This is a genomic window from Paenibacillus lentimorbus NRRL B-30488, from assembly GCF_000411595.1.
GTDB lineage: Bacteria > Bacillota > Bacilli > Bacillales > Bacillaceae > Bacillus > Bacillus velezensis.
This window is the reverse complement of record NZ_ANAT01000011.1, coordinates 141182-164737: the sequence shown is the minus strand read 5'-3', so window position 1 is coordinate 164737 and position 23556 is coordinate 141182. Positions and strand designations below refer to the sequence as shown.

Genomic DNA, 23556 nt, shown 5'->3' with positions numbered 1-23556 from the left:
ATAATGGAAAAAGAAGCGTTTATGGACCGTCTTCTCGCGTTTATGAAGGAAGAGGCGTACAAGCCCCTTACCATTCAGGAACTCGAGGAGATGCTGAACATCAAGGAAGCCGATGAATTTAAAGAGCTGGTAAAAGCGCTGGTGGCGCTCGAGGAGACGGGACAGATCGTCCGCACCAGAAGCAACCGCTACGGGCTTCCGGAAAAAATGAATTTAGTAAAAGGAAAAATTTCCGCGCATGCGAAGGGCTTCGCGTTTCTGCTGCCGGAGGATACCTCTTTAAGCGACGTGTTTATTCCGCCGAACGAGCTGAATACGGCCATGAACGGCGATATCGTCATGGTGCGGCTCAATTCCCAGTCAAGCGGATCGAGACAGGAAGGCACGGTCATCCGCATCCTGGAAAGAAGCATCGACCGCGTCGTGGGCACATACACAGAAACGAAAAGCTTCGGCTTTGTCATCCCGGATGATAAGAAAATCACGAGTGATATTTTTATTCCGAAACATGCCAATAACGGCGCTGCGGAAGGCCATAAAGTCGTCGTCAAACTGACAAGCTACCCTGAAGGCAGAATGAACGCCGAAGGAGAAATCGTTGAAATACTCGGCCATAAAAATGATCCGGGCATCGATATTTTATCCATCATCCATAAGCACGGCCTGCCGGGAGATTTTCCGGCTGAAGCGATGGAGCAGGCAACAAGCACGCCCGATACCATCGATGAAAAAGACATCAAAGACCGCCGTGATCTCCGCGATCAGGTCATCGTCACCATTGACGGCGCCGATGCGAAGGATCTGGATGACGCCGTCACCGTGACAAAGCTTGATAACGGCAGCTACAAGCTCGGCGTCCATATTGCCGATGTCAGCCATTACGTCACGGAGAATTCACCGATTGACAAAGAAGCGCTGGAAAGAGGGACAAGCGTGTATCTGGTTGACCGGGTCATTCCGATGATCCCGCACAGACTGTCTAACGGAATCTGTTCGTTAAATCCGAAGGTCGACCGCCTGACGCTTTCCTGCGAAATGACAATCAACCAGCAGGGACAGGTGACAGAGCACGAGATCTTCCAAAGCGTCATCAAAACGACGGAAAGAATGACCTATTCAGATGTCAACCGGATCCTCACAGAAGACGACGCCGAGCTGAAAGAAAGATATGAGCCGCTCGTCCCGATGTTTAAAGACATGGAACGTCTGGCGGAAATTCTCCGGGCGAAACGGATGGACCGCGGCGCCGTGGATTTTGATTTTAAAGAGGCGAAGGTGCTCGTCGATGAGGAAGGCGCCGTAAAAGACGTCGTCATCAGAGAGCGCTCAGTAGCGGAAAAGCTGATTGAAGAATTCATGCTTGTGGCAAACGAAACGGTGGCCGAGCACTTCCATTGGATGAACGTGCCGTTTATTTACCGGATTCACGAAGAGCCGAACGCCGAAAAACTGCAAAAGTTTCTGGAGTTCGTGACGACATTCGGTTATATCGTCAAAGGGAAAGCCGGAGACATTCATCCGCGCGCACTGCAGAGCATTCTTGATGAAGTGCGGGACCGTCCGGAAGAAACGGTGATTTCAACGGTTATGCTCCGTTCCATGAAGCAGGCGAAATACGACCCGCAAAGCCTGGGCCATTTCGGGCTGGCGACTGAATTTTATACGCATTTCACATCGCCGATCCGCCGTTATCCTGACTTAATCGTTCACAGGCTGATCAGAACGTATTTGATCAACGGACAATCGGACGAAGCAACTCAGGAAAAGTGGGCCGAACGCCTTCCGGAAATCGCTGATCATACGTCAACGATGGAACGGCGCGCCGTTGACGCCGAGCGGGAAACGGACGATCTGAAAAAAGCGGAATATATGCTTGATAAAATCGGCGAGGAATTTGACGGCATGATCAGTTCCGTCACGAATTTCGGAATGTTCGTCGAGCTGCCGAATACGATTGAAGGGCTTGTGCACGTCAGCTTTATGACGGATGATTATTACCGTTTTGACGAGCAGCATTTCGCCATGATCGGTGAACGCACGGGCAACGTTTACCGCATCGGAGACGAAATCACGGTCAAAGTCGTCGACGTCAATAAAGATGAGAGAAACATCGACTTTGAAATTGTCGGCATGAAAGGCACCCGCCGTCCGAGAGAAACAACAGGCGACCGCAGAAAACGAGGCAGACCGGCGCGGAAACGCGTGTTAAACAGCAATACCCCGGCTTCACCGCCGAAATCGGAGGAAAAAGGGGAATGGTTTACAAAACCGAAGAAGAAAAAGAAAAACGCGGTTTCCAAAACGCGCCGAAACAAAAACGCAAAAAGAAGAAGTAAATGCGAAAAGCAAATGGGGCATAATGCTCTGTTTGCTTTCTTTCGCAAGCCGCATTTTCATTGTCGCGGAACGCTCCATTTGCTAAAATAAAGCGTATCGCACATATGAACGGTTTTTGCGGAGAGAGGAGGATAAGGCATGCCAAAAGGATCAGGCAAAGTATTATCGCAAAACAAAAAAGCAAATCATGACTACTTTATAGAAGAAACCTATGAAACAGGCATCGTGCTGCAGGGAACGGAGATTAAGTCCATCCGCGCCGGCCGCGTAAATATGAAGGATTCCTTTGCGAAAATCGAGCGCGGCGAAGTGTTCCTCCACAACATGCACATCAGCCCGTACGAGCAGGGAAACCGCTATAACCACGACCCGCTCCGGACGAGAAAGCTTTTGATGCATCGGAAAGAAATCAATAAGCTGATCGGCCTGACAAAAGAGAAAGGCTATTCCCTCGTGCCGCTGAAGCTGTACTTGAAAAACGGCTTCGCCAAAGTATTAATCGGCCTCGGAAAAGGGAAGAAAACATACGATAAACGTGATGATTTAAAACGAAAAGACGCCAAAAGAGAAATCGAAAGAGCGTTCAGAGACAGACAAAAAGGCTTCTGATGCCTGAGCCTTGATGTGATGATATGCCCTGTGCTATACTGTTCACACATCAGATTCACAGGTTGTTTATTGAAGATATTCCCAATTGAATTTGCCTGTGATCATGGTATAATAACAGTACAGCCAGTTGAGCAAGAGCTTGATAGATCTCCCGTATACCCTTAACAAGGGGACGTTACGGATTCGACAGGGATGGATCGAGCTTGAGCTGCGAGCCGAGAGGCGATCTCGTTAACACGCACCTAAATATAACTGGCAAAACTAAAAGTTTTAACCAAAACTTAGCACTAGCTGCCTAATAAACGCAGCGAGCTCTTCCTGACATTGCCTATGTGTCCGTGAAGAGCACATCCAAGTAGGCTACGCTTGCGTTCCCGTCTGAGAACGTAAGAAGAGACTGACAGACTAGCTCTCGGAAGGCCCGCCCGCAGGCATGAAGACGAGTGAAACACGAAATATGCAGGCTACGCTCGTAGACGCTTAAGTAATCGATGTTTCTGGACGTGGGTTCGACTCCCACCGTCTCCATACATAACGCCGAAACCGCAGTGTTATCAAGGCTTTCAAAGCTTTCGATGGCACTGCGGTAACATTTTGGCAACACTTTTTAAAATTCTTCGTTTTCTCCCTTTGTGCTGAAAGGAAGATGGCTTTCGTGTTAATGCCATACCTCCTCCTATCTAAATTCCTGCCTGTTCATTTTAATTTCTCTTACTACTCATTCAATTCTTAAAAAGGATAATCTAAAAGATGTGCTGCTTTTGCTTTATCCTATTATTTTGTATTATCCGTTTGTATAATTTTGGCAAATAAGCTGTCCAGGAAATACAGTAAAGAATAGAGATAAAGCCAACAGAATTACTATGCTCTTTGTTTTAATTGTTTTCAGAATGAAATGAAAGATAGGGATCGAATTGCGGAGTATTTTCTTCAGTCTCGTACATGGACTTCTGTTTAGATTTTAAATGAAATTGTTTAAATTTTTCGGTTTATACTTGAAGTTAGTGAAGAGTATTAGCTATTTCGGGAATTACATACAATATAAACTAGAATTAATTCATGTTATCATTGTTTTATGGGAGGTGACGACATGAGTAAAATGAAGAAGGCTCAATGTACCAACCTAAACGAAAGATTAAGCACTTAACCACCAATAAGTATTTTTGATGAGCATTGAAAAATTTTATAGTAAGGATTGAAAAGATTCAAGAATAGGGAGGGCAGATCATTGTTTTTAAAACTAGTAGAAATACGGATGAAAAGAGCACTAATATAGCTTTCTATTCTTTATTCATCTATTGGTCAGGTTTTTTATTGATAAATAGTATCCTTGATTTTTTAACAAGGGTTTAAAGATAAATTCACTTTTGTTATTAATATCAGGCTTAATAGTTTTTTTTGTTAGTGAATTTATATCAAAATGTATCAGAAAAATAAAAAATAAAAAAGTGTGAGCGAAAGCTCACACTTTTTTATTGAGATCTACAACTATATGTATTCGTTGCTCCTGAACCCATTTTTGTAATAATAATGCCTTTACCTTTAGAATTGCAGGCATTTATAGTACCCATACCTAAAAGCGGTACCGCACCTAACATTAATGTAAGTGCAGTTGGGCTTTTAGCAAAAATTTTAGCTATAGCTGTAGCTGTACCCCAAAATCCACTATTAATTCCAACAGCAGCACTCAATTGTTTTATTTGTGAGTTGCTAATTTTATATTCTTTATAGTTTATAACTCCCATTGTTGTTACAATGTGTTCAACAGGTTTAATAACTTCACTTCTATTTAACTCGTCAATATACTCTTTGAATATGATCAACGCGTCAGTGCCTGTCAAAGAAGCAGATGTTTGATTTTCATAATTTACAATAGTATCATACAGCGTTTTTGCTGCTAAACTCAGTTGACTTATATCTTCTGGAGAATTAGATGATAGATTTTTCATATCCAATTTTTCATCTAATTCATTGATAGCATCAACTAATACTGCAGTGTTTTTTACATCTTTTCCAGGTACAGTTATTGTGTCATCTTCTGACGTTTTCACGGTGGCTAAAGTGCTAATAGGAAAAATGCTAAATAAAAGCACTAGCGATAATAGAAAAACAAAAGATTTTTTCATCTATAACCCTCCTCATAAGATTCAATTAAATTCTACCAATAATAAATAATACAGTAAATAACTAGAATATTAATTTCTCCTTAACAAGTGTGAGGTGAGTTATAATAACGGGTCGAAGGTAATGGATCAAGGTGTATCCTGCTAAATATAATTCGAAGAAAAAGGAGTCCATGTGAATGATAGTCGTCATCATAGACGGAAAAGATATTACAAGCACAGAAGCATTACACCGAATTTTAAAAGATCAATTAGATTTCCCGGACTTTTATGGTGAAAATCTGAACGCCTTATGGGATTGTCTGACAGGATGGATCGAACTTCCGCTGACTTTGGTGTGGAAGAATTTTGAGGCCAGTCAAATGGCATTGGGTTCGGATGCTGATGATGTCTTGGAGCTGTTTCAAGAGGCTCAGGAAGAGTTAGAGAATCGGTTTGTCATTCAAATCGATCAGCCGTCAGCCGGGACAACGGACAGGCACTAAAAAGTGCGTACTTCCCCTCATCCATTTTTCTACCCGATAATAGGGACGGAAGGTTTCAGGCTTTCGATTTCTGTCCATATATAAGAAGAGACTTGCGATAGGGAGGAATGGATGATGGACTTGCAGTTAAAAGGGAAGACGGCGCTTGTGACGGGATCTACGTCAGGCATCGGGAAGGCGATTGCGGCTTCGCTGATTGCAGAAGGTGCGGCCGTGATCATTAACGGCCGCCGTGAAGAAAAGGTGAACGAAACGATCCGGGAACTAGAGAAACAGACGCCGGATGCCCGTCTCTATCCGGCCGCATTTGATTTAGGCACGGCGGAAGGATGCGGCGCGATTTTTCAGCAGTATCCGGATGTGGATATTCTCGTCAACAATTTAGGAATCTTTGAACCTGCGGAATACTTTGATATTCCTGACGAAGAGTGGCTCCGGTTTTTCGAGGTGAATATCATGAGCGGCGTGCGGCTGACACGCCGGTATGCAAAGCGGATGATTGAGCGGAAGGAAGGACGGGTGATCTTTATCGCGAGTGAAGCGGCCGTCATGCCTTCTCAGGAAATGGCTCATTACAGCGCTACGAAAACGACGCAGCTGTCGCTGTCACGCAGTCTGGCCGAGCTCACGGAAGGGACGAATGTGACGGTGAATACGGTCATGCCGGGCTCCACGAAAACAGAGGGCGTCGAAACGATGCTGGAGTCGCTTTATCCCGGTGAAAACCTGACAGTGGCTGAAGCGGAGAGACGATTTATGAAGGAAAATCGTCCGACGTCGATCATTCAGCGATTGATCCGTCCGGAAGAGATCGCTCATTTTGTCGCCTTTTTAAGCAGCCCGCTGTCGTCAGCCATTAACGGATCTGCTTTGCGGATCGACGGCGGCTTAGTGCGGAGCATTATATAAGATGAATATACAAAAACCCCCGCAAAGTGGCGGGGGTTTTTTAATGCGGATCACGCTGAAACCGGCTGATGATCCTGCTGATTAAATCTTTTGTGGCACAGTCAAAATGCTCTTCTTTTGGTTTGTCAACAGCCCGACCGGCGGTGAAATTGTTAAGTTATGGATCGGAATGACCTTCGTGCCCTCGATCGGCTCTGAATGCGCCGTCGCCGTAAAGATTGAGACGCCGATATTTTCCCTGACATAGTATTGGTGAGCCATGCTGCTGGTCAGCTCCATTTTTCGATAGCGGCTGCCGATGGCCCGCTGCAGGTGCTGTTCAATTTGAATCCGGATCGGGCAATTGGCGGGCGTAAAAATCAGGCATTCATTTTCTAAATCTTCGAGATTAACGCTTGCTTTGGCGGCAAGGGGATGTCTGTCTGACACGATGACATTGAGCGAGTCGTGGAAAAACGGATCGAAATAATTTTCCAGAATCAGCTCCGGCTCGCCGCATACCGCAAAATCAATGGCGCCCTCCAGCAGTTTGCGGCTGCATGTATTGGCATCATCCACGCTGACATTGACCGACATGTCCGGATAATCATTTAAGAAACCCCGCAGCACGGCAGGGAAGATCAGGCTTGCCGTCGGTTCGGATATGCCGATCTGAATAAGGCCGGCCTGGCCCTGTCTGATATCGGCCAGAGTATGGTCAAGCACCTCGTATTGCGCGAGAAGCTGCCCGGCCCGCTCATGAAACAGCCGCCCCGCCCTTGTCAGCTTCAGCTTCTTTCCCCGTTCAAACAGCTGCGCGCCTACATCCTGTTCCAGCTGTTTAATCCGCATTGAAATCGTCGGCTGTGAGTAGTTCAGAATTTCGGCGGCCTTATAAAAGCTGCCTGACTGTACGATGGTATGAAACGTTTTAATGGTGCGTAATTCCAACGAAATCCCCTCCCGGCTGTTCATTAATTTTCTTGAACCTTTCCTTTACTTTTTTTGATTAGTCAAACAAATCAGTTTGCTTTATAGTATAAACAATCAAAGCTTAGTAAACAAATTGGAATTATATATTTTTTGCGGGGAGAGTGACCGGAATGAGTGAAGACATATTTCGATTGGCTGAGAAAAAGGATGCGCCGGAGTTTTTAGAGCTGCTGTACAGCGCGTTTCAGCCGATCCGCAATTTGGAGATTGACTGGCCGTCGGCGCGGGCCGACATCGATATGGTAACGGAAAATATTGAAAATCATTCAGCCGTCGTGCTCGAACGGGACGGACGGCTTCTTTCAACAATTACGATCCGTTTTCCGTGGGAGAGTGACACGCCTCCGTCAAAATATCCGTTTGTCTGGTGGTTTGCGACGCTTCCTGAGCTGAAGGGGCAGGGCATCGGCAGCAAACTTTTGACTTATGTGGAGGAACATGTGCTGCGGGATACGCTGAAGGCCCCGGCCATCACGCTCGGCACTTCGGCGCGCAAGCATCCCTGGCTTGTAGATATGTACAGACGGAGGGGATATGAAGTGTATTTTGAGCAGGAGAAAGACGGAGACATCGGAGTCATGATGAGAAAGGTGCTCATACCGGAGCGGTTTGACGCGTCGCTGTTAGGCACACCGAGCTGGGCGCAATGATGAAAAAGCGGATCAGAGCCGGCTGTCTGCTTCTGCTGCTCGGCGTGCTGGCCGGGTGCGGGCAAGGAGCAAGCACGAAAGCGGGGAGCGGCGTGCAGACCGTTATCGTCGGCACGGGAACTGATTTTCCGAACATTGCTTTTATGGATGAAAAAGGCGAGCTGACCGGCTATGACATTGAAGTGATGAAAGCCATTGATGAACAGCTGCCCCAATACAAATTTGTCTTTAAGACGATGGATTTTTCGAATCTGCTTACAAGTCTCGGAAACCGGAAAATTGACGTGATCGCGCACAATATGGCGAAAAACAAGGAACGGGAGAAACGCTTTTTGTATCACAAAATCCCGTATAACTACTCGCCGATGTACATTACGGTGAAGGCGGATAATGACGCGATACACACGCTCCGGGATTTAAAAGGGAAAACCGTCATCGTCGGCGCGACGTCAAATGCGGCGGATTATATGACGGCATACAACAAAACCCACGGCAGCCCGATACACTTGAAATACGCCGGGCAGGGCGGCAATGATACAGCGAACCAAATGGAGACAGGACGCGCTGACGCCACCGTATCCACGCCGTTTGCCGTCGATTTTCAAAATAAGACGCACGCGTTCAAACAAAAGACGGTCGGTGATGTGCTGCTCGATACCGAGGTGTATTTTATGTTCAATAAAAACAGCCAAACCCTGGCGGACGATACGGATCGGGCGATTCAAAAGCTTGAGAAGGACGGCACATTGAAAAGGCTGAGTGAAAAATGGCTCGGCGCGGATTATTCAAAATCAAGATTCACGAAATAATTGAAGCAGAAAACGGGGCGATCACATGAAAATAAGACTGGCGGTCATGTCATTAACAATTGCGGCAACGGCGGCGTTATCAGCCTGCGGCGCGGGCGGGGAGGCGGCATCAGGCAATCAGAAAAACGTGAAGAACATTACGGTCGGCACGGGAACTCAATTTCCGAATATTTGCTTTATCGATGATAAAGGCAAATTGACGGGCTATGACGTTGAGCTGGTGAAAGAGCTTGACAGGCGCCTGCCGGACTATCGATTCACCTTTAAAACGATGGATTTCTCCAACCTGCTTGTCAGCCTCGGCCAGCATAAAGTCGATATCGTGGCTCATCAAATGGAGAAAAGCGCCGAACGGGAGAAAAAATTTCTGTTCAATCAAGTCGCGTATAACAACTTCCCGCTGAAAATCACGGTGCTCCAAGATAACGGGGACATTCACGGCATTGATGACTTGAAAGGAAAGCGGGTCATTACAAGTCCGACGTCAAACGGCGCGCTTGTGCTGAAAAAATGGAATGAAAAACACGGCAGTCCGTTTGAAATCGCCTATGCGGGTCAAGGTTCAAACGATGCGGCCAACCAGCTGAAATCCGGCCGCGCTGATGCAACGATTTCCACGCCGTTTGCTGTCGATTTTCAAAACAAAACAAGCGCAATCAAAGAAAAAACGGTCGGCGGAGTGCTGTCAAATGCCAAAGTGTTCTTTATGTTTAACAAAAATGAACAAACGCTGAGCGATGACATTGATAAAGCGCTCAAGGAAATCATTGATGACGGCACGCTTAAAAAGCTGAGTGAAAAGTGGCTCGGCGCGGATTATTCAAAGGAGCAATATTAAGTGAAAAAGAGAGGGATCGGCAATGGAAAAAGCGTTTGATATCAGTATGATCGCGTCCTTTGTGCCGACATTGCTCGGGTATTTGCCCGTCACGCTGTATATATTGGCGGTGTCTTTGCTGTTCGGCTTTCTATTGGGGCTGCTTTTGGCGCTGCCCCGCATCTATCGCATTCCCGTTTTGAATCAGTATGCGAAGCTGTATATCTCTTTTTTCAGAGGAACGCCCATCATGGTGCAGCTGTTCATTGTATTTTACGGCATTCCGGCGCTCACGGCGCTCGCCGGAATTGATACCTCTAAAATGGACCCTTTGTATGCGGCCATCGCCACGTACGCGCTGAGCAGCGCGGCAAGAGCGGCCGAAATCATCAGGGGAGGTGTGAACAGCGTCGACCGCGGGCAGGCGGAGGCGGCGTTCAGCATCGGGCTGAACGGGGGGCAGACATTCCGGCGCATCATTCTGCCGCAGGCGCTCGTGCAGGCCTTTCCCAACATCGGGAATATGGTGATCGGTTTCTTAAAAGATACATCACTCGCTTTTTCGATCGGGGTGATGGATATGTCGGGCAGAGGACAGACCTTGATTACATCGAGCAATCATTCTCTTGAAGTGTATATCTCGCTGTCTGTTCTGTATTACGCGGCCGCCCTTTTATTTGAATGTGTCTTCAGATGGGCCGAAAAACGAATCAAGAAAGATGAGACGCGCCTTGTGACGGTTTTTGACATGAGTGCGCACGGCTGAAAAGGAGGGAGAACAGTGGAGCTGGACATTCCATTTATCGGCACTGCGATAAAACAAATGTTGAAAACCGTTCCGCTTACATTGGCGATGACGGTCATTCCGATTATTGCCGGATTTTTCATAGCTCTCGGCAATATCACGGTGCGTATATTCCGCATCAAATGGCTGCTGGCCTGCTCAGCGTTTTACGTGTCTTTTTTCCGCAGCACCCCGGCGATTCTCCATATCATGCTGATTTATTTAGGGGTTCCGCTGATTGCCGATCAATTCAGCCGCGCGTTTCATCTCGGCTGGTCGGCCAATCAGATTCCGGTCGCCGTGTTTGTCATCATGGCACTGTCATTAACGGCAGGCGCTTATATGACGGAAATTCTCCGATCCGGGATCATGGCCGTCGATACGGGGCAGGCGGAGGCGGCATATTCAATCGGTCTGACGCGGGGCCAGATGATTCGGCGCGTAATTCTGCCGCAGGCGTTCATGATATCGCTGCCGAACTTCACCAATATAGGCATCGGCTTTTTGCATACCACTTCCATCGCGGCAATTGTTGCAGTGCCTGAAATTACAGGAATGGCGACGATTGCGGCATCCGATAACTATGCGTTTCTGGAAGCATTTATCGGGGCGGCCGTGATTTATTGGGGATTAACGCTGATTCTCGAAGCAGTAAACAGTCTGGCGGAAAAAAGAGCGGCCAGATATCAAGGAGGCGCATTATGATCGAAATCCGAAACATTCAGAAACATTTTGGCAGTCATCACGTGTTAAAGGGGATCAATTTAAGTGTCCGGAAAGGAGAAGTCGTGACGATCATCGGCCCGAGCGGTTCCGGGAAAACCACTTTTCTGCGCTGCCTTAATTTACTTGAGCGGCCGGATGAGGGCGCCATTTCGCTGCACGGTGAAGTCATTAACTGCAAAAAGCCTGCCAAAAAAGACATTCTCAGACTGAGGAAACAGACGGCGATGGTTTTTCAGCAATATCATTTGTTTTTGCATAAAACGGCAATTCAAAATGTCATGGAAGGCCTGACGGTCGCAAGGAAAATGAAAAAATCAGATGCGTACGCCATTGCCGAGCGGGAACTGGCTAAGGTGGGGCTTCAGGATAAATTGCATGCCTATCCGAATCAGCTGTCGGGAGGACAAAAGCAGCGGGTCGGGATTGCCCGGGCGCTTGCCATTCATCCTGATGTGATGCTGTTTGATGAACCGACCGCAGCCCTTGATCCGGAGCTTGTCGGCGAGGTGCTTGAGGTGATGCTTAACATTGTGCGGACCGGCGCCACCATGATCATTGTCACACATGAGATGGAATTCGCCAGAAGAGTGTCCGACCAAATTGTGTTTATGGATGAAGGAGCAATCGTGGAACAAGGAACGCCTGAGGAAGTTTTTCACAAGACGAAAAAAGAAAGAACGAAGAAGTTCCTCCGCCGCGTGCTGCCTGATTACGGTTATGACATAAAAGAGCGCATAAAGGAGCCTGTCGTATGATTCGTTTAAGCATTTTAGATCAAAGTGTCACCGCGGAAAACCAAACCGCAGAAGAAGCCTTGCGGCAAACGGTGAAATTGGCTCAGGAGGCCGAACAATACGGATATGACCGTTTCTGGGCGGCGGAGCATCATAACAATGAAGAGATAGCGGGATCAGCGCCGGAAATTGTTCTGGGGTATCTTGCCGCAAGCACGAAAAAAATCCGTCTCGCATCCGGCGGGGTGATGCTGCAGCATTACAGTCCTTATAAAGTGGCGGAGCAGTTCCGGGTTCTGTCCGCCCTTGCTCCCGGCCGTGTGGCGCTCGGTGTCGGCAAAGCGCCCGGCGGATTTCAGCTGTCAACCGATGCGCTGCAGCGGGAGCTTATCCAGCCCGCCCGTTTGTTTGAAGAAAAGCTTGAGGAGCTGACTCATTTCATCCGAAATGATTTTCCGGACTCGCACCGCTACGCGTCATTGCGGCCGACGCCGCATACTGAGTATGCGCCTGACATCTTTTTACTCGGCGGCAGCGCGGAAAGCGCGATATCCGCGGCCAAACTCGGCATTTCCTTCGTTTTCGCCTATTTCATAAACGGTGAAGAGGCAGCGTTAGAAAAAGCGCGCCACGCCTTTGACGAGCATCTGCCGAAAGGATCGAAGGCGGAATTTCACCTTGCGCCGATGGTATTTACCGCACATACAAAAGCAGAAGCGGAAAAACACGTCGTATCGCGTGAGTCGGTCAAAATCATTCTCGAAGACGGCAAAAAGGTGAATGTCGGTTCCCGGGAACAAGCGGAAGCGTTTCTTGAACAAGTCACGCAGCCATATAAGCTGATCACACAAAAGACGGGTGTGATTGCCGGGACAAAAGAAGAGACCGCCGCCGAGCTGAGACGATTATCCGTTCAATACAGCATTACCGATTTTGTGATTTTGTCGCCTATCAAAAACGCTGAGGAAAAACGATTGTCTTACCGGCTGTTAAGCGAAGCGGTGCAGCCGGCCCCACAATTACAGGAGGGATGAACATGAGTCATGAAGTAAACGTAGTGGTCTGGAGCAAACAGGGCTGCTCCTATTGTGATGAAGTGAAAGGGTATTTGCGGGAAAAAGCCGTGGCATACGAAACAATTGATGTGACAGAGCGGGACGAATTGCGTGACGTGCTGCAGACGAAGTACGGCATCCGTCATGTCCCCGTCGTTGAAATCGGCAGCGGTGACAGCCGTGAGTATCAGGCCGTTACTCAAGTCGGCATTGAGCATGTAGAACGGGCGCTTGCCGATTACGAGGGGAAAAAGGGGGAGAGAAAATGAGCCGGACGGATCTAATTCAATTCGGAGCCATGATTCACGGTGTCGGCGGCACAACGGACGGCTGGCGTCATCCCGACGTCGATCCGACAGCAAGCACGAATGCGGCGTTTTACAGGCAAAAAGCGCAGACCGCTGAAAGAGGGCTGTTCAGCTTTGCTTTTATTGCGGACGGCTTGTTCATTTCTGAAAAGTCCATCCCGCATTTCTTAAATCGGTTTGAGCCGATCACTATTTTATCGGCGCTTGCCGCCTCTACAACCCATCTTGGTTTAATCGGCACATTTTCCACCTCGTTCACTGAGCCGTTTACCATCGCAAGACAGCTGATGTCTCTTGACCATATCAGCGGCGGCAGGGCGGGCTGGAATCTCGTCACCTCTCCGCAGGCGGGAGCCGCGCGCAATCACAGCAAAGAAAGCCTTCCCGACCACAGCCGGCGCTACGACATCGCCCAGGAACATGTGGACGTGGTGCGCGGTCTGTGGAATTCCTGGGAAGAAGATGCCTTCGTCCGCAACAAAGAAACCGGGCAGTTTTTTGACCCTGACAAACTGCATCGCCTGTATCACAAAGGCGAGTATTTTCAAGTGGAGGGCCCGCTGAATATCGGCCGGTCCAAACAGGGAGAGCCGGTCGTTTTCCAAGCGGGGTCTTCAGAAACCGGCCGGTCGTTTGCCGCGAGGAATGCAGATGCAGTCTTTACGCACTCCAATTCACTTGAGGAAACGAAAGCTTTTTATGATGATGTGAAGAAGCGGGCGGCGGATTACGGCCGGGACGCTTCCAAGCTGCGGATCTTTCCGGGAATCAGTCCGATTATAGCCGGTTCACAAGAAGAAGCGGAAGCGAAATATCAGGAATTCGCCGAGCTGATACCGATAGAGAACGCCGTTAAATATGTGGCCAGATTTTTTGACGATTATGATCTGAGCCGTTTTCCGCTGGATGAGCCGTTTCCTGATTTGGGCGACGTCGGGAAAAACGCGTTTCAAAGCACGACAGACCGTATCAAAAGAGAGGCGAAAGCCAGGAATCTTACGCTGCGTCAAGTGGCGCGCGAAGCCGCGTTTCCGCGAACCAACTTTATCGGGACACCGGAACGTGTGGCATCATTAATTGAAACATGGTTTCAGCGGGAAGCGGCGGACGGGTTTATCATTCACTCTGACATCCCGGGCATGCTTGAAGCCTTTGTAGATCAAGTCATACCGATCCTTCAGGAAAAGGGGCTGTACCGAAAAAGCTATCCGGCGGATACACTGCGGGGGAATCTCGGGTTGGATATTCCGGTCTGCAAACCAAATCCGATTTTGAGCAGAAACTAAATGTTTCTGCTTTTTCTGCTGCTTGCCATTCCCGTCATTAATAAGAAAAGAGCCGAAATTTACCCCGTTTAGAGTAAATCGGCTCTTTACTATTTAAAAGAAGGAATGAAAACCTGTTGAATGCAATCCTTCAAACTTATATTCCCTCTGAAATTGTTATAAAAATAAGTTAAATATTTAAGAGATTAGCAATGTTCCCGCCCAGTACTCGTTGTACGACTTCTTCACTTGAAGCATGGCGTTCAACTGCCAGCTTATTTAGGAATGGATCACCATATGGAAAATCAGAACTAAATAAAGTTTTCTCTGGGAGTTCTTTTATGGCCAAAGATAATGCATAGGTTGTATAAAATGCAGAGATATCCAGGTAGGCGTTTTTTGTTTCTTTTGTTAATGCAATAACTTGCAGCCAATGTATCCCTCCCAAATGGCCAAAGATTACAGGGACAGTAGGATATTTTCGAGTTAAAGCGAACAATTCCCGAATATCATTTAAATTGAGTGGATGGAATGTATGCACCCAAATCGGAAAGGAATTATAATCACTAGCTGCCTGGAATACAGGCTCAAGCATTTTAATTTGGCCTGAACCCAGAGTGAATTCTCCAAGTCCCTTCATTTTGTAATCTTTTACAATATTATCCATCCAATCACGCAGTTCCCCGTAGGAACTTAAAAGGGGAACTGATCCAAATCCAATAAAACGGTCAGGATATTTTGTGATAGCATCCCTTAATTCTTCTAGAGCTTTTGATCGTGCTTCTAGGGGATTTATCTCGTTATTTAAAATCTGATTCAGTACATCCATTTCCTGAATAAATTCATCGTAGCTTTCACTTTTTTCTGGATGAACAAGCGTAGAGAATAAAATAGTTTTATCTATCCCGCTTGAATCCATCATTTCAATGTGTTTTTCTACAGGTAGAACTACGTGGGCATGACTATCAATAATCATTTTTTACTCTCCTTCCAATAAATTGGCTGACAGCTGATTTCGTCTTTTAGAAAATACTTCGTTAGCTATTGTTAAAATGGTATTTAATGCGACAGGAAAGCCTGCATAAATTAACATTTGCATCATAGCTTCCATAATTTCTTCTTCGGTCCATCCGACATTTAAAGCTCCGTTAATATAAAACTTTAATTGTTCCGTATTTCCTAAAGCAGTCAGACCAGCAACTGCTGCAAGAAGGCGGGATTTTAAATCTAATCCCGGTCTGGAAAAAATTTGACCGTAATTAAATTCCACAGCCAAAGTTCCCAAGTCAGGTGCTGCTGAATCTTTAAAACTGTTCACGATATTCAGGTAGTTGTCCGGATCTATTTTTGATAATACTTCCAATCCTTTTTTAAAGTTTTCTTTATTTTCAGACATTAGATATGACTTCCTTTCTCGAACTCTCTATTTTTTACTGTTCTTTTTTTAGGCAAGCTAAATAAGGAACTAAAAGCAATACCTATCATGAGTATCCCAACTGTACATACTCCATACCAATGCCATTTGCTCCAAGCAAGTACACCTAGATATGACCCTAAAGATCCGCCTAAGAATGTAGATACCATGTATAAACCATTTAATCTGCTTCTCTTTTCAGGAGATAGTTGAAAGATAGCAGCTTGACAAGCAACTTGATTTGCTTGCGTGCCAACTGTTACTAATAGTGCGCCAAGAATTAATCCTGGTAACCAAAATCCTAAGAATATGAAGATTAGAAAAGCGATTAAAGAAATAAACATACATAAGGTATTAGCAAATTTTGATCCTTTTTTATCGATCACCCGGCCAATCATGGGAGTTGCAAAGGCTCCAGCTATTCCCACTAAACCTATTAAACCTGCCGCGGTGCTCCCATAAGAATACGGAGAAGTATTTAATAAAAAAATAAGAGTTGTCCAGAAGGCACTAAAGGAACCAAACATCATTCCTTGACTAAGACAAGCTTTTTGCAACACTTTTTCCTTTTTAAATAACGTGCCTAAAGATGCAAGTAATGTTTTATACTGCATTGCATGATTTCCTTTGCTTTTTGGGAGATACATTGCCAGTAAAATGATCATTATCATTGTGCCGGCAAAAGAAGCCCAATACATTGATCTCCATCCAAAATGGGAATCTGCAAAGCCGCTGATAAATCGAGCGCCTAAAATCCCGCACACTAAGCCAATGGCAACATTCCCTAACACTTTTCCTCTGTTCTCTTCTGAAGCTAAATTAGCAGCAAGAGGAACAATAATTTGAGGGACTATGGTAACAAATCCAAGAATTAAGTTTGCTGCAATCAGCCACGTTACATTCATTGATAAAGCAGTTGCGGCTAAAATTATACATACAATAGATAATAAACTTAGGATCAATTTTCTTCGTTCAAAAATGTCACCTAATGGTACCAATAGAAGATTTCCCAATGCATATCCCACTTGAGTTAAAGTTGCTACAATTCCTATATAGTTTTCAGAAACGTGAAAAGTATTTGCCATACTGACTAAGAGCGTTTGATTTAAATAGACATTAGCTACCGTAAAACCACATGCTGCAGCCATTAGCAGAACTAATCCTTTCGGAAAAGTCTCAGCCCTATTTTTGAAAACCATAAAACTCACCTCCTTCATTTATTAGAATAGATGAGGGTTTATAATGGGAATAGGAGTGTGTTTATCCTATTATTAAAACTACTACTTATAAGGGGAGAAGTTCATGTTAAGTGACAAAGAAAGAAGGAAAGAACTAGGGGATTTCTTAAAAACACGACGGGCGCGATTATCTCCTCAAGACTTTGGTTTACCGATTGGGCCGCGCAGAAAAACAGAAGGATTGCGCCGAGAAGAAGCAGCTCAGCTGGCAGGAATAGGAGTAACCTGGTATACATGGTTAGAGCAAGGGCGTGATATACAGGTATCTTCAGACGTATTGGAGGCTATTTCGCGTGTATTCAGGTTAAATGAAGAGGAAAAGAGCATCTATTTTTATTAGCAAATCAGCCATTGCTATCTAAGGCGGGAAGACCGCTCGTTGAAAGTGTAAATAGCGTCCTGAAAAATGTATTGAGTCAATTAGAATACTGCCCTACCTATGTAACCGACGAAAAATTGAACATAGTAAGCTGGAATAAAGCTGCTGCGGTGGTTTTTGGTGATTTTGATAAAATGAATGATCGAGATCGTAATGCAGTCCGGCGTTGCTTTACGTCTAAAGAATACCGAGAGCTCTTTCTTAATTGGGAAGATCATGCGCAACGCTTGATTGCTCAATTTCGTTTAGCCTATACACGTTTTGTCGGTGATGAGTGGTTTAAAGATATCATTAAAGAACTTACCAATAAGAGCCCTGAGTTTCGTAATTGGTGGCCTAAGCATGAAGTTCTAGGTACTCCTTGCGGCAAAAAAACACTTCTGCACCCTTTAGTTGGAGAAATGATTATGGACCATATTACTCTTCAGGTGTACGATGCGCCTGAACTAAAATTAACCATTTACCAACCTCGCCAAGAAGGTGAAACAGAACAGAAAATGAAGCGTTTGTTAAACTGGCAAGCAGACCTGCAATAAAAGAGTGTGATAAATACGAACGTATTAAGCGGAAATCGTTTGTCTCTAATATAAGAGCAGGAACATTTTGCACGAATACATTATCTGAAATGAAACAGCCGATTTAGCCTTAAGGTGGTCAAGATCGGTCTTTTCTTTGTCGAAATTTGCTTAACTCGGGTTTTTTTCGATTTGCTGGAGGCACTTCTTGCAGCCTTTTTTAAAAAATATACTGATTTCGAGATATTATTGTTGCGAAAAGAATTTTTTGTAACTATAATTATTACAGAACTGATCAGTATAAAAAAACATTCATATTTCATAATAAATGTGTGTGTAATTTGAAAACGAAAGGGCTGTTTACAATGGCAAAAGTACTTTATATCACTGCTCATCCTCATGATGAAAAGACATCTTACAGCATGGCGACAGGAAAAGCGTTTATCGATTCTTATAAAGAATCAAACCCGAATGATGAGGTTGTACATATCGACCTTTACAAAGAGAACATTCCTCATATCGACGCGGATGTATTCAGCGGCTGGGGAAAACTTCAATCCGGCACAGGATTTGAAGAGCTTTCTGAAAACGAAAAAGCGAAAGTCGGCCGTCTGAACGAGCTGAGCGATCAATTCGCGTCAGCTGACAAATACGTATTCGTCACACCGCTTTGGAACTTCTCATTCCCGCCTGTTATGAAAGCGTACCTTGATTCTGTGGCTGTAGCCGGAAAATCATTCAAATATACAGAGCAAGGCCCGATCGGTCTGTTGACTGACAAAAAAGCGCTCCACATTCAGGCGCGCGGAGGCTATTACTCTGAAGGCCCGGCGGCTGACATGGAAATGGGCCACCGTTACATCGGCATCATGATGAACTTCTTCGGCGTTCCTTCTTTTGACGGTTTAATCGTTGAAGGCCATAATGCTGAACCGAATAAAGCACAGCAAATTAAAGAAGATGCGATTGCCCGCGCGAAAGAAGCCGGAAAATCATTCTGATCTTAAAAAAAACCTCCCCGCCGTACGGCTGGGAGGTTTTTTTATATTAAAGGGCAATCGTCCGTTTTTGCTCGCTGCTTTTCATCGCCGCTTCAATGACACGGATGACATCGATGCCTTCTTTTGCCGTAACGGGAAGCGGTTTTCCGTTTAAGATGCTGTCCGCCAGCAGTTTGTAGTACGTAAGGTAAGAGCCGTTCTCAGAGGGGATTGTTTCTGTATGCCTTTTTTCATCCGCTGCGATTGTCAGCTCTCCGAAGTTGTCAGGGTCATCGGCGCCCCAGTTCTCGTCAATCGGCTTTTGGCCGGCTGAAAGCGCAGCTTCCTGTCCGTCCTTTCCGTATTTGATAAAGCTTGCATTCCGTCCGTGAATCTGATAGCGCGGGCCGCTTGCCGCATTCATGGAGCCGGATTGAAGAATAACCTGAAGCTTGCCGTAATGGAGCGCGGCCAGAAAATAATCGACGGTTTCACTGTTGTCCCGCTGTTTCATCACATGTGCCGTGACGGATTCCGGCATTCCGAAAAGCAGGAGTGTCTGGTCAATGATATGTGAACCGAGATCATACAGCGTTCCCGTGGCGGGTCCGCTTTTTTCGCGCCATCTTTCTTGGACAACCGGATTGTACAGATCGTAGTTGACTTGATATGTATGAATGTCTTGAAGCGCCCCGTCCCGAATCAGCTTTTGTATCGTTAAAAAGTCATTGTCCCACCGCCGGTTGTGGTACACGCTCAGTAAGACGCCTTTATTTTCAGCCGTTCTTCTCAGCTCCTCCGCTTCTGCTGAAGTCGCCGTCATCGGTTTTTCCACGACGGTGTGTTTTCCCGCCAGGAGACATTTCATCGCTGATTCATAATGCATTCCGCTCGGTGTCGTAACGATGACGAGATCAATGTCAGGATCACCGGTAATGTCTTCAATCGCGCGCACGGCTTCAGCCCCCGGCAGATCACGTCTGACCTCCTCCGTTCTGGAGGTCATGACTTTTTTGATCTGATAATCATCAAGGACGTCCAAAAGCGGCGCATGAAAGACTTTCCCGGACAAACCATATCCCAATATGCCAACCTGTATCGTTTTCAATGAACTTCCCCCTCATGATATGTGATAACAATATATACCCCGCGGGTGTACTGGTAAAACTTGTGTTTTGAAAATTTTTTACACCGGATTTTCAAGTCTGTATAATGAAGGTAACGAAGAACAAAACCGAGGTGGAAAATGGACAAACATACCGAGCATCAATCGTTAAATCATAAAAGCGCCAAGGAAAAAGACCAGATTCTGAACCGGCTGAAACGGATTGAAGGCCAAGTCAGGGGCATTCAGAATATGGTGGAAAACGAACGATACTGCGTGGATATTCTCGTGCAGATTTCAGCCGTACAGGCGGCCATGCAGAAAGTCGCGTTTCATCTGCTGGAAGATCACGCCCATCACTGCGTAGCCGGCGCCATTGAGAGCGGAAACGGGGAGCAGGCGATTGCCGAGCTGCTTGATGTTGTGAAAAAAATCGCAAAATCGTAAAATAAAATGTTTTGAAATACCCTACAGGGGTATGGTAACATAAAAAAGAAAAACAAGACGTGGAGGGAATCATCATGGAACAAAAAACACTGCAAGTCGAAGGCATGTCCTGTCAGCACTGCGTAAAAGCAGTAGAGACCGGAGTGGGAGAACTGAACGGAGTGACGGCGGTTCAGGTGAAATTGGAAGCCGGACAGGTGGATGTGACGTTTGATGAGAACAAAGTCTCCGTATCAGATATAAAGGACGCGATTGAAGATCAAGGGTATGACGTCGTATAAGGTTTATCGCGCTTCGGGAACGGGCGCGGTTTTCTTTTATCATAATTATACCCCCACGGGGTTTATGAAGAGAGATGAGGACATTGAGTGAACCGAAAGAAATGACCATTCAGGTGGGAGGCATGACATGCGCCGCCTGCGCTTCAAGAATTGAAAAAGGGCTGAAACGGATGGACGGCGTCAATGACGCTTCCGTCAATCTTGCGCTTGAGACCTCAAATATTTCTTATCAGCCTGACAAAATCGAAGCTGGCGCCATAAAGGATAAAATTGAAAAACTCGGCTATCACGTCGCGACGGAAAAAGCCGATTTTCAGATTGAAGGCATGACGTGTGCCGCTTGCGCCAACCGGATTGAAAAGCGCCTGAACAAAACAGAGGGCGTTGTGAGCGCACCGGTGAATTTCGCCCTGGAAACAGTCACCGTTGAATACAATCCGAAAGAGGTGACACCGAAAGAGCTGAAAGAGACCGTGGCAAAACTCGGCTACCGGTTAGAAGATAAGGAAGCGGACGGCCAAGACGGCGGATTATCTCAAAAGGAAAAGAACAGCGTAAACAGCTGATCAGGCTGATATTTTCTGCCGTTCTCTCCTTTCCGCTTCTATGGTCGATGGTCAGCCATTTTTCTTTACTTCTTTTATCTGGATGCCGGATATCCTGATGAATCCGTGGCTGCAATTCGCGCTTGCCACCCCGGTGCAGCTTGTCATCGGCTGGCCTTTTTATATGGGAGCGTACAAGGCGCTGAGAAACAAAAGCGCCAATATGGATGTTCTCGTTGCGCTCGGAACGACGGCCGCTTACGCATACAGCCTGTACATGACGATTGCGTCTCTCGGACGAGACGGACATGCTGAGGGGCTTTATTATGAAACGAGCGCCATTTTGCTGACTTTGATTTTGCTTGGAAAGCTTTTAGAGATGAAAGCAAAAGGCCGCTCATCAGAAGCGATTAAAAAGTTAATGAAGCTTCAGGCGAAGACGGCGGCGGTTGAGCGGGACGGCAAAGTACAGGTGATTCCGATTGACGAGGTCCGGGCGGGGGATATCGTATACGTGAAACCTGGAGAACGCGTTCCTGTCGATGGCGAAGTGATTGAAGGCCATTCCGCGATTGATGAATCGATGATTACGGGAGAGAGCATGCCTGTCGATAAGTCTCCCGGAAGCACCGTCACCGGGGCGACGATCAATGCAAACGGCTTTCTCAAAATCAGAGCGGTGAATGTCGGCAAAGATACCGCGCTTGCACACATTATTAAAATCGTGGAAGAAGCCCAAGGATCAAAAGCCCCCATTCAGCGGCTCGCGGATCACATTTCAGGCATTTTCGTCCCGATTGTGCTGGGGCTGGCCGTGCTGACTTTTCTCATTTGGTATGTATGGGCGGCGCCGGGACAGTTTTCTGAAGCGATCGGCAAATTCATCGCCGTGCTTGTCATTGCCTGTCCGTGCGCACTGGGCCTCGCCACTCCGACGAGCATTATGGCGGGCTCCGGCCGCGCAGCTGAATTCGGTATTCTCTTTAAAGGCGGGGAGCATCTAGAAAAGACCCAGCGTCTGACGACAATCGTACTGGATAAAACAGGAACGGTGACAAACGGCAGACCGGTTCTGACAGATGCCGTACCGGCAGCGGGAATGAACGAAGAGGAACTCCTGCGGCTGGCGGCCGCCGCTGAAGCGGGATCGGAGCACCCGCTTGGAGAAGCCATCGTGTCAGGAGCCGAAAAACGCGGGATTTCCATTCCGAAACTAACCCGTTTCCAAGCCCGGATCGGTTCCGGAATCTATGCAGAGGCTGAAGGGAGAACGATTCTTGCCGGATCAAGACGGCTGATGGAATCGGAACACATTGAACATGAAGCCTTGCTTCCTCACATGACCCGCTTAGAGGCGGAAGGAAAAACGGTGATGCTTGTTGCGGCAGACGGCAAAGCGGCGGGGCTTATCGCAGTCGCCGATACGATCAAAGAAACATCTCCGGCTGCGGTGAAACGCCTGAAGGATATGGGCCTTGACGTCATCATGATGACCGGTGACAACCAAAAGACGGCGGAAGCCATTGCTAAAGCCGCAGGCATCAGCCGCGTGATTGCCGAAGTGCTTCCCGAACAAAAGGCGGCGGAGATTTCCCGGCTGCAAAAAGAAGGCCGGCGCGTGGCAATGGTCGGCGACGGCATCAATGATGCTCCGGCTCTGGCTGTGGCCGATATCGGGATGGCCATCGGCACCGGCACCGATATCGCAATGGAAGCAGCGGACATTACGCTGATCCGCGGAGACCTGAACGGCATTGCCGACGCCATCGGCATGAGCAGAATAACTATGAGAAACATCAAGCAGAATTTAGGATGGGCATTGGGCTACAACAGCATCGGTATTCCGATTGCGGCAGCCGGCTTTCTGGCTCCGTGGGTGGCAGGCGCCGCCATGGCATTCAGCTCGGTATCGGTCGTGCTTAATGCCTTGCGTTTACAGAAGGTGAAAAAAGACAAAATCGGCTGATGCCGGTTTTGTCTTTTTTATTGACACTTTATTCAAAGCCTGCATATAATAGAGAAAACACTTATATGAATATATGCTCATATATATAATTTCGTTTAGCTGT

The 23556-nt window shown here is 46.7% G+C and carries 20 protein-coding genes, 1 other RNA gene and 4 pseudogenes; 19 read left to right on the top strand and 6 right to left on the bottom strand.

Going from position 1 to position 23556, the window contains the following annotated elements; genetic code table 11:
• Positions 1-3: 3 nt before the first annotated feature.
• The 3 genes and pseudogenes from rnr (at position 4) to ssrA (ending at position 3477) form a co-directional block, all read left to right on the top strand.
• Positions 4-2336: pseudogene (gene rnr / locus D368_RS07595) on the top strand (ribonuclease R).
• A 139-nt stretch (positions 2337-2475) separates the two neighbouring features.
• A complete protein-coding gene (gene smpB / locus D368_RS07590; protein WP_029973572.1) occupies positions 2476-2946 on the top strand; it encodes an SsrA-binding protein in 471 nt (156 codons plus the stop codon).
• A 168-nt stretch (positions 2947-3114) separates the two neighbouring features.
• Positions 3115-3477: a transfer-messenger RNA gene (ssrA, locus tag D368_RS07585) on the top strand.
• A 941-nt stretch (positions 3478-4418) separates the two neighbouring features.
• Here the strand turns inward: ssrA and D368_RS07575 are convergent.
• Entirely contained in the window at positions 4419-5072 is a 654-nt protein-coding gene (locus tag D368_RS07575) for a hypothetical protein (RefSeq protein ID WP_101562435.1), read from the bottom strand.
• 176 nt (positions 5073-5248) lie between these two features.
• On the opposite strand from D368_RS07575, the gene D368_RS07570 reads away from it, so the two are divergent.
• Positions 5249-5554, top strand: coding sequence for a barstar family protein (locus tag D368_RS07570; RefSeq protein WP_077722849.1), 306 nt, complete (start codon positions 5249-5251; stop codon positions 5552-5554).
• 114 nt (positions 5555-5668) lie between these two features.
• Entirely contained in the window at positions 5669-6463 is a 795-nt protein-coding gene (locus tag D368_RS07565) for an SDR family NAD(P)-dependent oxidoreductase (protein WP_003151697.1), read from the top strand.
• A gap of 40 nt (positions 6464-6503) precedes the next feature.
• Here D368_RS07565 and D368_RS07560 read toward each other — a convergent pair.
• Positions 6504-7393: pseudogene (locus tag D368_RS07560) on the bottom strand (LysR family transcriptional regulator).
• A 152-nt stretch (positions 7394-7545) separates the two neighbouring features.
• Between D368_RS07560 and D368_RS07555 the strand changes: the two are divergent.
• The 9 genes from D368_RS07555 to D368_RS07515 are packed head-to-tail and all read left to right on the top strand — an operon-like array spanning position 7546 to position 14604.
• Complete coding sequence (locus D368_RS07555; RefSeq protein WP_003151702.1) at positions 7546-8085, top strand: GNAT family N-acetyltransferase; 540 nt, start codon at positions 7546-7548, stop codon at positions 8083-8085.
• Complete coding sequence (locus D368_RS07550; RefSeq protein ID WP_128574689.1) at positions 8082-8894, top strand: amino acid ABC transporter substrate-binding protein; 813 nt, start codon at positions 8082-8084, stop codon at positions 8892-8894. The genes D368_RS07555 and D368_RS07550 overlap by 4 nt, the downstream gene beginning before the upstream one ends.
• Before the next feature lie 25 nt (positions 8895-8919).
• The gene (locus D368_RS07545) at positions 8920-9732 is read left to right on the top strand and encodes an amino acid ABC transporter substrate-binding protein (protein ID WP_015387707.1); all 813 of its coding nucleotides are present in this window, start codon (positions 8920-8922) and stop codon (positions 9730-9732) included.
• Positions 9733-9754: 22 nt separating this feature from the next.
• Positions 9755-10477, top strand: coding sequence for an amino acid ABC transporter permease (locus D368_RS07540; protein ID WP_128574688.1), 723 nt, complete (start codon positions 9755-9757; stop codon positions 10475-10477).
• Positions 10478-10492: 15 nt separating this feature from the next.
• Complete coding sequence (locus D368_RS07535; protein ID WP_128574687.1) at positions 10493-11200, top strand: amino acid ABC transporter permease; 708 nt, start codon at positions 10493-10495, stop codon at positions 11198-11200.
• Positions 11197-11976 (top strand): amino acid ABC transporter ATP-binding protein, encoded by a 780-nt coding sequence (locus D368_RS07530; protein ID WP_071392281.1) that lies wholly within the window; start codon positions 11197-11199, stop codon positions 11974-11976. The genes D368_RS07535 and D368_RS07530 overlap by 4 nt, the downstream gene beginning before the upstream one ends.
• Entirely contained in the window at positions 11973-12989 is a 1017-nt protein-coding gene (locus tag D368_RS07525; RefSeq protein ID WP_077722844.1) for an LLM class flavin-dependent oxidoreductase, read from the top strand. Before D368_RS07530 ends, D368_RS07525 begins: the two co-directional genes overlap by 4 nt.
• A 2-nt stretch (positions 12990-12991) precedes the next feature.
• On the top strand, positions 12992-13279 hold the full coding sequence (locus D368_RS07520) for a glutaredoxin family protein (RefSeq protein ID WP_128574686.1): 288 nt from the start codon (positions 12992-12994) through the stop codon (positions 13277-13279).
• Complete coding sequence (locus tag D368_RS07515; protein ID WP_070082371.1) at positions 13276-14604, top strand: LLM class flavin-dependent oxidoreductase; 1329 nt, start codon at positions 13276-13278, stop codon at positions 14602-14604. The genes D368_RS07520 and D368_RS07515 overlap by 4 nt, the downstream gene beginning before the upstream one ends.
• A gap of 169 nt (positions 14605-14773) precedes the next feature.
• Here D368_RS07515 and D368_RS07510 read toward each other — a convergent pair whose 3' ends face one another.
• Genes D368_RS07510 through D368_RS07500 form a run of 3 tightly spaced genes read right to left on the bottom strand, consistent with a single transcriptional unit; the run spans position 14774 to position 17196 of the window.
• Positions 14774-15559: an amidohydrolase family protein gene (locus tag D368_RS07510; protein WP_128574685.1), complete on the bottom strand. Its 786-nt coding sequence runs from the start codon at positions 15557-15559 to the stop codon at positions 14774-14776.
• 3 nt (positions 15560-15562) lie between these two features.
• Entirely contained in the window at positions 15563-15979 is a 417-nt protein-coding gene (locus tag D368_RS07505; RefSeq protein ID WP_014305820.1) for a carboxymuconolactone decarboxylase family protein, read from the bottom strand.
• Complete coding sequence (locus tag D368_RS07500; protein WP_128574684.1) at positions 15979-17196, bottom strand: MFS transporter; 1218 nt, start codon at positions 17194-17196, stop codon at positions 15979-15981. The genes D368_RS07505 and D368_RS07500 overlap by 1 nt, the downstream gene beginning before the upstream one ends.
• A 103-nt stretch (positions 17197-17299) precedes the next feature.
• Here D368_RS07500 and D368_RS07495 point away from each other — a divergent pair.
• Together D368_RS07495 and azoRB are read left to right on the top strand one after the other, a co-directional pair.
• Positions 17300-18150, top strand: a pseudogene (locus D368_RS07495) (helix-turn-helix transcriptional regulator).
• Positions 18151-18494: 344 nt separating this feature from the next.
• A complete protein-coding gene (gene azoRB, locus D368_RS07485; RefSeq protein ID WP_003151719.1) occupies positions 18495-19130 on the top strand; it encodes an FMN-dependent NADH-azoreductase AzoRB in 636 nt (211 codons plus the stop codon).
• 46 nt (positions 19131-19176) lie between these two features.
• Here the strand turns inward: azoRB and D368_RS07480 are convergent, their stop codons facing one another.
• Positions 19177-20217 carry an oxidoreductase gene (locus D368_RS07480; RefSeq protein WP_128574683.1) on the bottom strand — a complete coding sequence of 347 codons (1041 nt, stop codon included), beginning with the start codon at positions 20215-20217 and terminating at the stop codon, positions 19177-19179.
• Between the two features lie 138 nt (positions 20218-20355).
• On the opposite strand from D368_RS07480, the gene csoR reads away from it, so the two are divergent.
• The 3 genes and pseudogenes from csoR (at position 20356) to D368_RS07465 (ending at position 23453) form a co-directional block, all read left to right on the top strand.
• Positions 20356-20661 carry a copper-sensing transcriptional repressor CsoR gene (csoR, locus tag D368_RS07475; protein ID WP_013353610.1) on the top strand — a complete coding sequence of 102 codons (306 nt, stop codon included), beginning with the start codon at positions 20356-20358 and terminating at the stop codon, positions 20659-20661.
• Between the two features lie 74 nt (positions 20662-20735).
• Positions 20736-20942 carry a copper chaperone CopZ gene (copZ, locus tag D368_RS07470; RefSeq protein ID WP_015240581.1) on the top strand — a complete coding sequence of 69 codons (207 nt, stop codon included), beginning with the start codon at positions 20736-20738 and terminating at the stop codon, positions 20940-20942.
• Positions 20943-21025: 83 nt separating this feature from the next.
• Positions 21026-23453: pseudogene (locus D368_RS07465) on the top strand (heavy metal translocating P-type ATPase).
• Positions 23454-23556 lie beyond the last annotated feature (103 nt).